Source organism: Streptomyces botrytidirepellens, assembly GCF_003721215.1.
Lineage (GTDB): Bacteria > Actinomycetota > Actinomycetes > Streptomycetales > Streptomycetaceae > Streptomyces > Streptomyces himastatinicus.
The window spans coordinates 1-13167 of record NZ_RIBZ01000797.1; the positions used below are offsets into that span (position 1 = coordinate 1).

Below are 13167 nucleotides of genomic sequence, written 5' to 3' on the forward strand. Positions count from 1 at the left end.
CGTGTGGGGGCGGGGCGTGGGGGGCGGGGCCGTCCCCTGCGCCGAAGGTCCGAAGGGCGGGAGGCTGGCTCAGGCCTCGTGGGGCGGCTGCGCGTCCAGGAGCGCCACGGCGTCACGTACGAGCCGGTCCTCGGCCTCTGCCGCCGCGGCGGTGAGTGCGACGACGGTGTCCTGGTGCGCCTTGAGGTCACCGGCCGCCTCGCTCGCCAGCTCCGCGCGCCGCGCCGGACTGGTGCCACCGGCGCTGTGGCGGCCGTCGACGAACGACTGCACGTCGAGGAGCCGACGCAGCTGGTCCGGGGCGTAGTCGCGCAGGGGGCCGTCGGCGAGGTCGGGGCGGATCGTTCCCTCGGTCGCCCCGGCCGTCTCGTGGGCGGTGACGAAACGGGCCACCGCCTCATGGGCGTCGCGGAAACTCATGCCGTGGACGCGTACGAGGTCGTCCGCCAGGGCGCTGGCCGTCGACCAGTGCCGTCCCGCGGACCGGCGCAGCCGCTCGGTGTCGACCTCCAGCGTGGCCACCGACTGGGCCAGCAGATGGATGGCGCCCGCCGTCTCATGGCAGTACCCGGGCATGCGGTTGTGCACATAGCCCTGGTCGGCGTCGGTGGACGTCGCGAAGTGCAGCACTCCCAGCTGGCTGGCCGCCCAGCCCGCCGCGTCCCCGGCGAGGCCCCGGATCCGCTCCAGCACGATCGGATTGCGCTTCTGCGGCATCATGCTCGACGTGCCGCACAGGGAGGGATGCAGCCGTACCAGGGCGACTTCGGAGGACGACCAGTAGAACAGGTCGGACGCGCACCGGCTGACGCCGGACAGCGTAAGGCCCAGCACGGCGGCGAGTTCGGCCCCGGCGTCCAGGGCGGACAGCCCCGCGTCCCGCGCGTTGCGGACCGGGCGGGCGAATCCGAGGTAGGCGGCGGTGGCCTCGCGGTCGATGGGCCAGTCCGTCCCGCTGTGCGCGGCACCGCCCAGGGGACACTCGTTCAGCCGCTCGTACAGCTGCGCCATGCGCGCGAGGTTCCGGGACACCGTCCAGTAGTGGGCGTTGAAGTAGTGCCCCAGGGTCGTGGGCTGGGCGTGCTGGAGATGCGTATAGCCGGGGGCGATGACCGCGTCGTACTCGGCGCCCGCGTCCAGCAGGACCTCCCCGAGCCGCAGCAGCTCCCGCATGACGTGCAGCAGCGCGGCACGGTCGGCCATGCGCACGCCGGTGGCCTTCTGGTCGATGCGGCTGCGGGCGCGCTGGATGTCCAGCCCCGCCGGGCCGCACTCCTCCTCCAGGTGCCGTTCCAGTTGCAGCGTGATCGTGCCGACCGCCGCGTCCCCGGCGAGCACCTTCTCGGCGTCCCCGTCGAGCAGCCGCAGCAGCGCCGCCACCAGCGGCCGCCCCTGCTCGGGGGCGAAGACGCGCTGCTGGGTCAGCATCAGGGCGTGCGCCAAGTCGATCTTGACGAAGTGCTCCGCGGCGGCCACTTCGTCGTCCAGTTCGACGGCGTTGACGTGGTCGACGAGGGCCGCGGCCGGGCTCGCGCCCAGTCGGCCGTCGGTGAGCAGGGGCTTCATGGCAACTCTCCGCATGATCGTTCGATGTGCGTCATGTAAACGTCAACATGGCCATGTAAACGTCAACACGGCCCTCAGTGTTAGGCTCGCCCCGGAGCATGTCAACGGTTACATCGCGGTGAAACCACTCGGCGACACCCGGTGGTCACTTCGGGAGGCACCTCGGGAGGGGCACACGATGCCGGGCAGGGCAGAGCAGCGGGTCACACTCCGTGATGTGGCGAAGGCCGCCGGTGTGAGCACCGCGACCGTCACCCGGACCCTCCAGAACTCCCCCCGCGTCGAGCCCGCGACCCGCCGCCGCGTCATGGAACAGGTCCAGCTCCTGGGCTATTCGCCCAACCCCATCGCCCGCGACCTGCGGTACGGCCGCCGCGAGGCGGCCGTCGGACTGGTCACCGCCGGCTTCACCAACCTCTTCCAGGCCGGAGTCGCCTCCGGCGCCGAACGGGAACTCCGCCACGCGGGACTCCAACTGATCATCGGGTCCACCGACGACACCCCCGCACGGGAGCCCGAACTCGCCCGCGCCATGATCGACCGCCGCGTCAGCGCCCTGCTGATGATGCCCGACGGCGACCACCGTGACTTCCTCTCCCCCGAGCACACCCACGGCACCCCCGTCGTCCTGGTCGGCCGCCCCGCCGCCGACCTGGCCGCCGACGTCGTCATGACCGACGACGACCACGCGGTCCAGCAGGCCACCCAGCACCTCATCGGCCTCGGCCACCACCGCATCGCCGCGCTCACCGGGCGCCTGGACTCCTTCCGCGCCGCGCAGCGGCTCGGCGGCTACCGGAGCGCCCTCGCCGCGTCCGGGATCCGCGAGGAACCGCCGCTGGTGATCGGCGACCTCACGACCCCTCAGCAGGCCCGCGACGCGGTCGTACGCCTGCTGGAGCTGCCGTCACCCCCCACGGCCGTCCTCGCGCTCAACCTCGGCATCAGCACGGGCGTCCTCATCGAACGGCTCGCCGGACGGCACGCGTTCGCCTTCATCGGACTCGACGAAACCGACGTCTCCAAGGGGCTCGGCGTCTCGGCCGTCGTCCGCGACCCGCAGGAAGTCGGCCGCCAGGCGGCACGCCTGGCCCTCGACAGGATCGCCACCCCCGACCGCCCGCCGCGCACCGTCACCGTCGCCAGCACCTTCGTCCGGCGGGGCACGGGCGAAGTGGGTCCGTGAGGCGGCACGTCCCCGCGTGGGCCGACAACTCGCAGAATCAGGCCCGTTGTCAGTGGTGTCTGTCAGGCTCGGTCCGTCCGTCCCCGGCCAGGAAGGCAGACGATGACCGACACACCCGTCCCCGAGCACTACGCACCTCGGTGGGACGACGACGCCCGTCCGACCCCGCCCAGCGTCGGTGGCGAAAGGGAGACCCTGAGCGCCGTCCTGGACTGGCACCGGGCAACCTTCGAGCTCAAATGCGCCGGCCTGCCCCCGGAGCGGCTGTCCGAACGGGCGGTTCCGCCGTCCGGCCTGTCCCTGCACGGCATCGTGCGGCATCTGGCGGGTGTCGAGCGCTGGTGGTTCCGCATCCAGTTCGCCGGCGAGGACGTTCCGATGCTCTACTACTCCGACGACGACCCCGACCAGGACTTCGACACCCTGGACGGTGACGTCGCCGAAGCCTTCGCCGTCTGGCGGGCGGAGTGCGAGCGGTCCCGGCACATCGTGGCTGCTGCCGCCTCGCTGGATGAAACGGGGATCCGCAAACGCACCGGCGAACCGGTCTCACTGCGAAGGATCATGGTGGACCTGATCGCCGAGTACGCACGGCACATCGGCCACGCCGACCTCCTGCGCGAGTGCATCGACGGCTCCACCGGAATGTGAGCCTCCACCGCCGAGGGGTGATCAACGCGTCGTGTGGGCGCCTCCGTTCACGTTCAGCACCTGGCCCGTAATGTGGCGGGCCGCCGGGGAGGCGAGGAAGGCGACCGCTTCCGCGATGTCCGCGGGCGAGCCGGGGCGGCCCGTGGCGGTGGAGGCGATCAGCCACTCGCGGCGTTCGTCCGTGAGGTGGTCGCGGAAGAACTCGGTGTCGGCGATGTAGCCGGGCGAGACCACGTTGGCGGTGATATCGCGCGGGCCGAGCCGACCGGCCACGTCGACGTTCCATGCCGCGAGTCCGGCCTTGGACGCGCCGTAGGCACCGGCCCCCTGGTCGGCGGCGATCGACCCGATGTGCACGACCGCGCCGCCGGAGGCGAGCCGTTCGTCCACGCACTGTGTCGTCAGCGCGGCGCTGACGAGGTTCGCGTCGAGGTTGGCGCGGAAGTCGCGGGCGTAGGAGGCGAGGTCCGACTTTCCGTCGGCGTCGAAGTCGGTGTTGCCGCCCGCGTTGTTGACCAGCACGTCGAGCCGGTCGGGCAGCTCGGCCAGCAGCCCGATGAGGGCTTCGGGCTCCGTGTGGTCGCAGACCAGGGCGCGGACGCCCGTCTCGTCCGCCAGCTCCTTGAGCGGTCCGGGGCGTCGACCGGTGACGATCACGTGCTCCCCGCGCTCGGCGAAGTGCCGGGCGACGGCGCGGCCGATACCCGTACCGCCGCCGGTGATCAGAATGTTGCGTGACATAAGCTGGCCTCCGATCGCATGTTCAGACCTAAATTTAGACCTAAACATATCGGAGGAGAGGTGCCATGCCAAACGACCCCGGGGCGGGAGGCAACGACGAGCAGCCGGTGGGCGACACCGAGCACGACCACGCGCGGGACATCGCCGCCGCCTGGGAGCGGGAGCGCCCCGGGACCCCGGTCTCGTCCATCCGGATCGTCACGCCGATCTGGCAACTGGCCAAGCTCTTCGGCGACGACCGGCGCCGGGTCCTCACCCAGGCCGGGGTGGACGCCGCCACCCTCGACCTGCTCAGCGTCCTGCGCCGCAGCGGCCCCCCGTACACGCTCAGCACCCGCGAGCTCAGCCGTCGCTCCCTGGTCACGGCGGGCGCCATCTCGCAACGCACCGCCCGCGCCGAACGGGAGGGGCTGGTCACCCGCCAACCCGTCCCGGGCCGCCTCCGCACGGTCGAGGTCACCCTGACCGAGGCGGGCCACGAGCTGGTCGAGGCGACCGTCGACCAGGTGCTCGGCCGCGAGTCCGAGTTGATCGACGGCCTGACCCCCGAGGAACAGGCCCACCTCACATCGCTCCTGCACCGCCTCCTCCAGGACGTGCAGCACCGCCTCGGCGACACCCAGATCACCCACGTCGGTCAGGAGTGACGTCAGGCCCGGCTGCCATGCACGCCGGGCTTCCTACGACCTGGCAACGACCCCTTGGGCGCCCTGCGGACCATCCGCAGGCTCCTGGGGGTTCTGCGGACTGTCGGCGAGCTTGAGCCAGACCAGTCCGGCGACGATGACGCCCAACCACACGGCTCGGGCCGGGGTGAGCGTCTCGTCGAAGAAGACGGGACCGAGAAGTGCCGCGCCGACCGCGCCGATTCCCGCCCAGACGGCATAGCCGATTCCGACGTCGATGGTGCGCAGCGCGACGCTCAGCGCGTAGAGCGTCAGCAGGAAGAACACGACAGCGACCAGCGACCACGTCAGGCGGGTGAAGCCATCGCTTCCGCCGACGGAGAGCGCGTAGCCGACCTCGAACCCTCCGGCGAGGAGGAGCATGAGCCAGGATCGCGCCGAGTTGCGGTGGGTGTCGGACATGTCCGTGAGTCCTTTCGCGGGATGAATCGGGTTGGTGCCGGGATCGTCAGGCGACACCGCTGAGCTGGAGGCCGACGACCCCGGCGATGACGACGGCGATGCCGAGCGCCTTGCGCCAGTTGAGGCGCTGGCCGAAGAGCAGCGCCCCGAGAACGGTGATGCCGATTCCGGCGACGGACGTCCACAGGGCGTAGCCGACGCCGACGTCGAAGGTGAGCAGCGCCTTGCTGAGGAAGTAGGTCGCGACGGCACCGCTGAGCAGGGTTGCGATGGTCCACCGGCGGTTGGTGAAGCCTTCGGCCTTGCCTGCCGCGATGGCGACGGTGATCTCGAAGATGACGGCGATGGCGAGGTAGAGCCAGTGCATGGGTAGTCCTTGTCTCAGGCCGCGGCCAAAGGCGGAGCAGGATGGACACCGCCCATATATTTGCTTGTACGTGCATGTTTTTGGATGCCAGAGGGTCCCGATGGGCGGGCGGAAGCGGAGCAAGCTTGCATGAGCATGTATCTTGTTGTCAACGCATCGCCTGAGAGGGAGAGCTGCCCCATGACCACGATTTCCCCTGCGTCGGCCACCTCGTCCGACCAGGCCATGTGGGGAAGGGTCCTCACCCTGCACGCGCAGGTGGAGCACCAGCTCACCCAGGCCCTCCAGCGCAAGCACGGAATGGGACTCTCCGAGTTCCGCGCCCTGGAGTGTCTCGTCCAGGCCAAGGACGGCGAGCTGCGCATGCAGGAACTCGCCGACAAGGTCGGCCTCGGGCAGAGCTCGGTGACCCGGCTGGTCGGTCGGCTCTTCTCGGCCGGCTTCGCCTTCCGGGACCTGTGCCCCGACGACAAGCGCGGTGTCTACGCGGTCATCACCGACGACGGCAGGCAGCGCTACGCCGACGCGCGCGGAACCTACTCCGAGGTCCTCAGCGCGGCGCTGAACACCGCGGGCGCCGCCCCGGAGTTGGCCGGTACGGTCCAGGCGCTGCGCAGCGCCCTCTGACTCGGAGGTCAGCCAGATGGGCGCCCACCCGCCTCAGACTGCCCCTCATGGAGAGGACGTTGGACGACAGGCTTTGGCGACCTCGGCCGCCAGCTGCTTCTGGACCGCTTCGGGCAGCTTGCCTCCGTGGATCGTGCTGACCAGGTCCCGGGCCAAGAGGTGCACCTTGGTGTTGGTGTTCTGGGAGGTGTTGACCAGCACGTTCCAGGCCGCTTCGGGACTCAGTCCGAAGGAGACCATCAGCATGCCGCGGGCCAGGTCGATCGTCGGCCGGGTTCGCATGGCCCGGCGCAATTGGGTCACTTCGGTGCGTAACTCCTGCTCGGTTTCCCGTCGCGGTCCCGCGTCGTGGCGGGCGGTGGGTGCCGTGGCCTTGTCGTCGAGGCCCGGGTGAGCAAACAGATCCCGAGTGTCGGTCACGTCGAGCAGCCGCTCGACGGCCGGGCTGCTTCCGCGGATCGTGACGGTCTTGCCCTGTCCAAGGGCCCGCTGACGCAGGCCGAGCAGGACGTTGAGGCCGGAGCAGTCGCAGAATTCCAACGCGGTCAGGTCCAGGTCGATGCCACTGCCCGACCGGCGAAGGGCCTCGTCCAGGTCGCGCCGGAGCAGTTGGCCGCCGTAGTCGAGCTCCCCCCGCACACTCACGCGCATCCGGCGGCCGTCCGGCACGACGTCGACGGCCACCAGGCAGGGCATGAGCACCGCCGGCTCACCGTCACCCTCCGCGCGCCAGGCGCCCTCCACGATGAGGGGCTGTGCAGGTTCCGGCATGGCGGTGGCCTCCCCTTGTCTGGTCGCCAGCCTCAGTCTTCAGATTCACCTACCTGCCCCACATGCGTCAACCAATACATGAAATGAGTTACGTGCTTTTGAATGCACGTATGGCCAGTCTCTAGAGTTGGACCATGGATGAAGTGCCCGAGCCACACACCGGATGGACGTTCCTGACCAACCATGCACGGGTGCTGGCAGCCATCGCGGACAACCACAACGCCCGCATCCGCGATATCGCCGCGCACTGTCGACTCACGGAACGCGCCGTCCAGAAGATCATTTCCGACCTGGAGCGGGATGGCTACCTCTCCCACGTCCGGGAAGGACGCACCAACACGTACCAGATCGATCCGAGCAAAGTCCTGCGCCACCCGGCCGAAGCCGGGCTGACCGTGGCATCACTGCTCTCCTGGCTCGTCCAGGACGAGGCCGAACGCAAGACGGCCCCCGACAGCCACCCCCGGTCCCACACCCCCAGCTGACCGCGCCCCCGAGCCCGGCGTCCTGCGCCCTGCCCGGCCGACCTCAGGGCGAAGGCCTCCGGAGGACGAAACCCGCGGCGCTGAGGTAGAGGACCGCGTAGTTCGAGCCGCCTCCGATGGCAGGCGCGACGCTCTGCGGGAGGGCGTTGGCGATATTGCACAGTCCCATGCCCTTGGCGGCTTCGGTCTCGCTGTCGGGCAGCACGGAGACGACCCCATACCACTGGGGCACGGCCTTGCCGTCCGGTGCGGCCGACTCAGCTCGTCCTTGGCTCCGGCGGCTCATCCGTGCCGTACAGCTCAGGGCACCTGAAGCGGCTCTGTCCGGGCCGGCTCAGGGGCGCAGTGGGCGCGGCGGTAGGCCAGTGGGGACAGGCCGAGGTGGGTGTGGAAGTGCTTGCGCAGCGCGACAGGGTCCCCGAAGCCGCAGGCTGTGGCGATGCGCGCGACGGTCAGATCGCTGGACTCCAGCAGGCGGCGCGCCTGGGTCAGCCGGCTTTGTACCAGCCACTGGAGGGGGCTCGTGCCCACCTCGGCGCGGAACCGCCGGGTGAACGTGCGCTCGCTCATATGCGCGTGGCGGGCCATGTCCCGCAGCGTGACCGGTTCGGCCAGCCGGGTCAGTACCCACTGGCGGGTGGCCGAGGTGGAACGGTCGGCGTCCTTCGGCACCGGGTGCTCGATGAACTGTGCCTGTCCGCCCTCGCGCCATGGAGCCACCACGCATCGTCGCGCTGCGGCGGTGGCCACGGTCGCGCCGTGGTCCCTGCGGACCAGGTGGACGAACAGGTCGATGCCGGCCGCCCCGCCGGCAGCTGTCAGGACACGGCCGTTGTCGACGAACAACACGTCCGGATCGACCTCGATCTCGGGGAACAGCCGGGTGAACTGGTCGCACAGCGCCCAATGGGTGGTGGCCCGCAGTCCGTCCAGCAGGCCGGCTGCCGCGAGCAGGAATGCCGATGTGCACAGGCTGACGATGCGGGTCTCTGCCCCGATGCGGGCGAAGGCCGCGGCGACCCGGGCGGGCAACTCACCGGTGCCCAGCAGATGTTCGCCGGGCTCCTGGGTGGCGATCACCACGGTGTCCGCACCCTCCAGGAGTGACTCGTCGTCGTCGACGACGATCCGGAAGCCCTCGTTCGTTCGGACCGGCCGGCCGCCGAGCGAGCAGGTCGTCACGGAGTAGAGCCGCGCCCCGGTCGGGTCGAGGGCCTCGTTGAGCACCCGGGCCGCGATACCCAGGTCCATCGGCATGACCCCGTCGAGGGCGAGAACGGCAACGCGATGTGGCATGGCCGGAATGGTACGACAGGTGGCTGTTCAGCCACTCACGGCGTCTTCGAGCGTCGGCGAGGCTGAAGCACGTGCCTGGGCTCCTGCCCCGGGCCGAAGGACATGCGAAGCGGATATGAGCGAGGAAATATGAGCGAGCAGACGATGCGCGCCGTCACCATCGAGGAGTTCGGCGGACCGGAAGTGCTGACCGCGGACCGGGTCGCGCGCCCCGAGCCACTGCCGACCGAGGTGCTGGTGCGCGTGCACGCCGCCGGAATCAACCCGGTGGACTGGAAGACCCGTGCGGGCCACGGTATGGCCGGGTTGCAGACGCTGCCGCTGATCCTCGGCTGGGACGTCTCCGGCGTCGTCGAGGAGGTCGGCTTCGGTGTCACGACGCTCGCACCCGGCGACGAGGTGTACGCCATGCCGTGGTTCCCGCGTCCGGCCGGCGGATACGCCGAGTTCGTCACGGCACCGTCCCGCCAGTTCGCCCGCAAGCCCGCCTCGCTCTCGCACGTCGAGGCCGCGGCTCTGCCGCTCGCGGCGCTCACCGCCTGGCAGGCCCTGGTCGACACGGCGCGCGTCACCGGCGGGCAGCGAGTGCTGGTACACGCCGCGGCCGGTGGTGTGGGGCACTTGGCGGTGCAGTTCGCCAAGCACCTCGGCGCCGAGGTGATCGCGACCGCCCGCGAGCCCCGGCACACCTGGCTCAAGGAACTGGGCGCGGACGAGACGATCGACTACACCCGACAGCGGTTCGAGGAAGCCACCGGCAAGGTCGATGTCGTCATCGACCTGATGGGCGCCGCGGATGACACCGACGTGCGATCGGTCTCGGTGACCCGGCCCGGCGGCCTGGTCGTCTCCATCCCGGGCGGTGTCTCGGACACCCTGGCCGCCGCGGCCGGACAGGCAGGTGTGCGCACCAGCCCGCTGCTGGTCGAGCCGGACGCCGCCGCCCTGACGGCCGTCGCCGGCCTGGTCGACTCCGGCGCGGTCCGCGTCGAGGTCGAACGCACCTTCGCCCTGGAGCAGGCCGCCGAGGCGCACCGGCAGGGTGAGACCAACCGCACCCGCGGCAAGCTCGTGCTGGAGATGACGCGGTGACGTCGACGACCGCACTCGTGGTCGGGGGCACCGGAACCATGGGCACCCGAGTCGTCCGCGCCCTCGCCGCACGGACCGGCACCGTCGTGCGCGTGCTGACGCGCGACCCGTCCTCGGCCCGGGCCCGTGCCCTGGTCGAGAACACCCCCGGCGAGGTTCGGCCGGTCCGCGGCGACCTGGACGACGAACAGTCCCTGAAGGCCGCCTTCCAAGGTGTCGACCAGGTCTTCTGCAACACCGATTTCTTCGCCACCGCCAGCCCTCAGCAGGAGTACGCACAGGGGCTGCGGGCCCTGCGCGCGGCACAGCAGGCCGGGGTGGACCGGTTCGTCTGGTCGTCACTGGACAACGCCGCCGTCCTCACCGACGGGCGTATCCCGGTCCCGCACTACGACGCGAAGGCCGCGGTGGAGGCCCACATCGCGCTCCAGCGCTCCGAAGAGGCCATGCGGCAGGAGACCGACGGCTGGTATTCGCGGCACGTCGCCGTCCTGGTGACGGCACCGTACTTCGAGAATCTGTACAGCTTCGCGCCGCGTCGGACCCGGCTGCCCGACGGACGCGAGGGCCTCGTGTTCGCCCTGCCGCTCGGCGAGGCCGGTCGCTGGCCCCTGATCGCGCTGGACGACATCGCCTTCTTCGCCCGCCACCAGCTCGACCACTGGGACGACTGGGGCAGCCGGACCCTGCGCATCGCCGCCGACGCCCTCACCGGTGACCAGATCGCGGCGGCGTTCGAGAGGACGACCGGTGTGCCGAGCGCCTACCAGGCGGTGGACCTCGACGAGTTCAGCCGGTCCCTACCGGGGATCGGCCACGACCTGGCCGCGATGTTCGCCTTCTTCCAGGACCGCGACCTCCTCTCCCGGGACCGGAACCTGGAGGCCCTGCGCGCCCTGCACCCCGGGCTGGCCACCTTCGGCGACTGGTTGGCCACCACCGGATGGGACGGCACCGCCGGGGGATGACAACGCGGCGGCACCGCACTCCGCTCTCCTTCGACACCCCCTTGCCGGTCCGGTGCGGCACCGTCAGCCGGTCGAAATGATCTTCGTTCGTGAAGAGGATATTGATGCAGAACGTCATACGGGCGCATTCCGTGCCCGCACATTCGATCACCCGCTCCTCAGCCGCCGAACTCGTCGCAGCTGTGCGCGCGGCTGCCGAGAACACCGGATTCGCAGCCGCTGTCGCGGTCACAGACGCCGGCGGCCATCTGAAGGCGTTCGAACGTGCCGACGACGCACCGTTCCTCGCCGCTGAGGTCGCCGTCGACAAGGCGTGGACGGCAGCCTCCTACCGCAGCGCCACCCACGTCTGGAATTCCTCCTTGGCCGCCCCCGAGGTCGCCCCTCTCGCCCATCATCCTCGGCTCATGGGCGTCGGCGGCGGCTATCCAGTCATCGAACTCGGCGAGGTCATCGGCGCTTTGGGCGTCTCCGGCGGCAGTGCCGAGCAGGACCAGCAGGCCGCAGAAGCCGCACTGCGAGCGCTGCGGTTCGAGATCCCCGCCTGAGTCACGTGCGCGCCCGACCGGCGTCCGCACCGGTTGCGGCGTCCCTCACCCTCCAGGCGACACCCGGGACGCGCACCATGTCAGGTGCGCGTCCGGCTGGAGGCACTGAGCCTTTGCACTGACGCCGGGCGGCGGCGGTCAGTGTGTCCAGCGTCCATCATCCTTGACCTGCGGTTTTGCCGGAGAACCGGACACCTCCACCCTTCGGGGGCGCGCACGGTCAAGACCGGGAGCGGCGAGCGGACTCACCCGCGGTCGGCCCGGTCGGTGCGTGGCCAGGTGGCCGCCCTCCCGAGCGAGCCTCTCCGGCCTGCCCTGGCTGGTGGTCAGTTCGGCGGGAGCGGGAGCGCGACTCGGCAGCCGCCGACCACACGGAGCGGATCTCGCGTGGACAAGCCTCCGGGCGTGTGACCCGTTCGATCGCGCCGTGCGGCCGATGAGCCTTCCTGGGCCCCGGTCGGCAGGGCGGATCAGCGCAGTCCGGCGAAGAGATCGTTCTCGGGTACGGCGGCGCCGGTGGCGTCCTTGACACGTACGTAGGTCTCCATGCCCATCAACTCGGCGAACCTCTCCTTGCCCATCTTGAGGAAGAAGATGTTCTCGCCCTGACTGGCGTGCGCGGCCAGCGCGTCGAACTTCTGACCGCTGAACGCGGTGGTGTCCACCCACGTGGTGATCTCATCGTCGGGGAGGCCGATCTCGGCCATCGCGGCGGCCTCGGCAGGATCCGGCTCCGGCATGTCCTCATGAAACTCGCGCATGGTCTCCCCGAACCGCTGCATCATCGAGCGGGGCATCGTCGTCCAGTACACCTTCGGTGTCAGCGTGGTCATCTCCAGCGCCGCCATCGTGATGCGGTGGGCCTGGATGTGGTCGGGGTGGCCGTAGAAGCCGTTCTCGTCGTAGGTGACGACAACATCGGGTCGGTAGTGCCGCATGAGTTCCGCGAGTCGGGCGGCGCCTTCCTCCACGGGGGTCTGCCAGAAGGATCCGGGGGCGTCGTTGCTCGGCCAGCCCGTCATCCCGGAGTCGGCATAGTCCAGCATCTCCAGATCGCTGATCTTCAGGACGTCACAGCTCGCCTTGAGTTCTTGACGGCGCATCAAGGCGACGGCCGCCGGATCGTGCCCGGGATCGCCCGGCTTGAGGCCCCCCGGTCCGTCACCGCAGCCGCCGTCGGTACATGTCACGAGAACCGTCCGGATGCCCTCCGCCGCGTACCGCGCGAGGACCCCTCCGGTCCCGGTGGCCTCGTCGTCGGGGTGGGCGTGCACTGCCATGAGCGTCAAGGGCCGGTCAGTCATGAAACAGTCCTCCTACAGACATACGTCTTGATCCACGTGCGCGGCGGGCGTACCGCGATCCTGGGGCCCGGATCCTGGTGGACGGACGACCTTGTGCTCTCCGTGTTCCCCGCCGTGCGGCGCCGGTCCCTCGGTCGATGCAACCGTGCCGCCGGGACGGCTGTTCCCTACGCAGCCGTTTGGCCTTCCAGGCGTCGACGTTTCAACGCGAACGAGGTACAGGCGCGGCCCGGGGCGACTGGGTTGGATGTCAATGGGTGCATCCGGACATCCCTTGCGCCGCTGCCGACTCCCTCGACCACGCGCACGCGCCGGCCCTCGCCCGGCTGGCAGGCTGACCAGCCCAGCTCACCGCCAGCACTGCACGCAGTGCCTCCCCTATCCACTTCGGCGGCTGACTTCGGCGGCGGAGGCCCCAGTCTCCGGCGGCCCCGGCGTGCTGAACGCAGCGGGGGCCGGGACCCACGTTGGTGGGTC

General features: G+C 70.3%; 16 protein-coding genes. 8 read left to right on the top strand and 8 right to left on the bottom strand.

Translation table 11 applies throughout. The annotated features are described in order from the left end of the window. Positions 1 to 69: 69 nt before the first annotated feature. Positions 70 to 1566 carry an argininosuccinate lyase gene (locus EEJ42_RS40805; protein ID WP_246097678.1) on the bottom strand — a complete coding sequence of 499 codons (1497 nt, stop codon included), beginning with the start codon at positions 1564 to 1566 and terminating at the stop codon, positions 70 to 72. 178 nt (positions 1567 to 1744) lie between these two features. Between EEJ42_RS40805 and EEJ42_RS40810 the strand changes: the two genes are divergently transcribed. Next, positions 1745 to 2752: a LacI family DNA-binding transcriptional regulator gene (locus tag EEJ42_RS40810; protein ID WP_246097679.1), complete on the top strand. Its 1008-nt coding sequence runs from the start codon at positions 1745 to 1747 to the stop codon at positions 2750 to 2752. A gap of 102 nt (positions 2753 to 2854) precedes the next feature. Further along, positions 2855 to 3403 carry a DinB family protein gene (locus EEJ42_RS40815; RefSeq protein WP_123107192.1) on the top strand — a complete coding sequence of 183 codons (549 nt, stop codon included), beginning with the start codon at positions 2855 to 2857 and terminating at the stop codon, positions 3401 to 3403. A gap of 21 nt (positions 3404 to 3424) precedes the next feature. Here the strand turns inward: EEJ42_RS40815 and EEJ42_RS40820 are convergent, their stop codons facing one another. Continuing rightward, positions 3425 to 4144: an SDR family NAD(P)-dependent oxidoreductase gene (locus EEJ42_RS40820; protein WP_123107193.1), complete on the bottom strand. Its 720-nt coding sequence runs from the start codon at positions 4142 to 4144 to the stop codon at positions 3425 to 3427. 65 nt (positions 4145 to 4209) lie between these two features. On the opposite strand from EEJ42_RS40820, the gene EEJ42_RS40825 reads away from it, so the two are divergent. Beyond that, positions 4210 to 4791, top strand: coding sequence for a MarR family winged helix-turn-helix transcriptional regulator (locus EEJ42_RS40825; protein ID WP_246097680.1), 582 nt, complete (start codon positions 4210 to 4212; stop codon positions 4789 to 4791). A gap of 33 nt (positions 4792 to 4824) precedes the next feature. Here the strand turns inward: EEJ42_RS40825 and EEJ42_RS40830 are convergent, their stop codons facing one another. Together EEJ42_RS40830 and EEJ42_RS40835 are read right to left on the bottom strand one after the other, a co-directional pair. Then, positions 4825 to 5232, bottom strand: a complete 408-nt coding sequence (locus EEJ42_RS40830; protein ID WP_123107194.1) for a DMT family transporter — start codon at positions 5230 to 5232, stop codon at positions 4825 to 4827. Positions 5233 to 5278: 46 nt separating this feature from the next. Further along, a complete protein-coding gene (locus EEJ42_RS40835) occupies positions 5279 to 5599 on the bottom strand; it encodes a DMT family transporter (RefSeq protein ID WP_123107195.1) in 321 nt (106 codons plus the stop codon). A 180-nt stretch (positions 5600 to 5779) separates the two neighbouring features. Here EEJ42_RS40835 and EEJ42_RS40840 point away from each other — a divergent pair, with 180 nt between their 5' ends. Continuing rightward, positions 5780 to 6226 (top strand): MarR family winged helix-turn-helix transcriptional regulator, encoded by a 447-nt coding sequence (locus tag EEJ42_RS40840; protein WP_123107196.1) that lies wholly within the window; start codon positions 5780 to 5782, stop codon positions 6224 to 6226. 45 nt (positions 6227 to 6271) lie between these two features. Here the strand turns inward: EEJ42_RS40840 and EEJ42_RS40845 are convergent, their stop codons facing one another. Next, positions 6272 to 6970, bottom strand: a complete 699-nt coding sequence (locus EEJ42_RS40845; RefSeq protein WP_246097681.1) for an ANTAR domain-containing protein — start codon at positions 6968 to 6970, stop codon at positions 6272 to 6274. A gap of 161 nt (positions 6971 to 7131) precedes the next feature. On the opposite strand from EEJ42_RS40845, the gene EEJ42_RS40850 reads away from it, so the two are divergent. Further along, complete coding sequence (locus tag EEJ42_RS40850; RefSeq protein ID WP_123107198.1) at positions 7132 to 7482, top strand: helix-turn-helix transcriptional regulator; 351 nt, start codon at positions 7132 to 7134, stop codon at positions 7480 to 7482. A 43-nt stretch (positions 7483 to 7525) separates the two neighbouring features. Here the strand turns inward: EEJ42_RS40850 and EEJ42_RS40855 are convergent, their stop codons facing one another. Beyond that, entirely contained in the window at positions 7526 to 7714 is a 189-nt protein-coding gene (locus tag EEJ42_RS40855; protein WP_184503510.1) for a hypothetical protein, read from the bottom strand. Positions 7715 to 7782: 68 nt separating this feature from the next. Then, positions 7783 to 8778, bottom strand: a complete 996-nt coding sequence (locus EEJ42_RS40860; RefSeq protein WP_123107199.1) for a GlxA family transcriptional regulator — start codon at positions 8776 to 8778, stop codon at positions 7783 to 7785. 129 nt (positions 8779 to 8907) lie between these two features. Between EEJ42_RS40860 and EEJ42_RS40865 the strand changes: the two genes are divergently transcribed. From EEJ42_RS40865 to EEJ42_RS40875, 3 genes are all read left to right on the top strand, one after another. After that, a complete protein-coding gene (locus tag EEJ42_RS40865; RefSeq protein WP_123107200.1) occupies positions 8908 to 9870 on the top strand; it encodes an NADP-dependent oxidoreductase in 963 nt (320 codons plus the stop codon). Continuing rightward, the gene (locus EEJ42_RS40870) at positions 9867 to 10838 is read left to right on the top strand and encodes an NmrA/HSCARG family protein (RefSeq protein ID WP_123107201.1); all 972 of its coding nucleotides are present in this window, start codon (positions 9867 to 9869) and stop codon (positions 10836 to 10838) included. Before EEJ42_RS40865 ends, EEJ42_RS40870 begins: the two co-directional genes overlap by 4 nt. Positions 10839 to 10927: 89 nt before the next feature. Beyond that, positions 10928 to 11386 (top strand): GlcG/HbpS family heme-binding protein, encoded by a 459-nt coding sequence (locus EEJ42_RS40875; protein ID WP_246097682.1) that lies wholly within the window; start codon positions 10928 to 10930, stop codon positions 11384 to 11386. Between the two features lie 470 nt (positions 11387 to 11856). Here the strand turns inward: EEJ42_RS40875 and EEJ42_RS40880 are convergent, their stop codons facing one another. Beyond that, positions 11857 to 12690, bottom strand: coding sequence for a PIG-L family deacetylase (locus EEJ42_RS40880; RefSeq protein WP_123107203.1), 834 nt, complete (start codon positions 12688 to 12690; stop codon positions 11857 to 11859). Positions 12691 to 13167 lie beyond the last annotated feature (477 nt).

What these genes read in the sequence shown, in the direction of transcription:
- EEJ42_RS40805 (WP_246097678.1), bottom strand. Translation starts at nt 1,566, where the DNA reads ATGAAGCCCCTGCTCACCGACGGCCGACTGGGCGCGAGCCCGGCCGCG.
- EEJ42_RS40810 (WP_246097679.1), top strand. Translation starts at nt 1,745, where the DNA reads ATGCCGGGCAGGGCAGAGCAGCGGGTCACACTCCGTGATGTGGCGAAG.
- EEJ42_RS40815 (WP_123107192.1), top strand. Translation starts at nt 2,855, where the DNA reads ATGACCGACACACCCGTCCCCGAGCACTACGCACCTCGGTGGGACGAC.
- EEJ42_RS40820 (WP_123107193.1), bottom strand. Translation starts at nt 4,144, where the DNA reads ATGTCACGCAACATTCTGATCACCGGCGGCGGTACGGGTATCGGCCGC.
- EEJ42_RS40825 (WP_246097680.1), top strand. Translation starts at nt 4,210, where the DNA reads ATGCCAAACGACCCCGGGGCGGGAGGCAACGACGAGCAGCCGGTGGGC.
- EEJ42_RS40830 (WP_123107194.1), bottom strand. Translation starts at nt 5,232, where the DNA reads ATGTCCGACACCCACCGCAACTCGGCGCGATCCTGGCTCATGCTCCTC.
- EEJ42_RS40835 (WP_123107195.1), bottom strand. Translation starts at nt 5,599, where the DNA reads ATGCACTGGCTCTACCTCGCCATCGCCGTCATCTTCGAGATCACCGTC.
- EEJ42_RS40840 (WP_123107196.1), top strand. Translation starts at nt 5,780, where the DNA reads ATGACCACGATTTCCCCTGCGTCGGCCACCTCGTCCGACCAGGCCATG.
- EEJ42_RS40850 (WP_123107198.1), top strand. Translation starts at nt 7,132, where the DNA reads ATGGATGAAGTGCCCGAGCCACACACCGGATGGACGTTCCTGACCAAC.
- EEJ42_RS40860 (WP_123107199.1), bottom strand. Translation starts at nt 8,778, where the DNA reads ATGCCACATCGCGTTGCCGTTCTCGCCCTCGACGGGGTCATGCCGATG.
- EEJ42_RS40865 (WP_123107200.1), top strand. Translation starts at nt 8,908, where the DNA reads ATGAGCGAGCAGACGATGCGCGCCGTCACCATCGAGGAGTTCGGCGGA.
- EEJ42_RS40880 (WP_123107203.1), bottom strand. Translation starts at nt 12,690, where the DNA reads ATGACTGACCGGCCCTTGACGCTCATGGCAGTGCACGCCCACCCCGAC.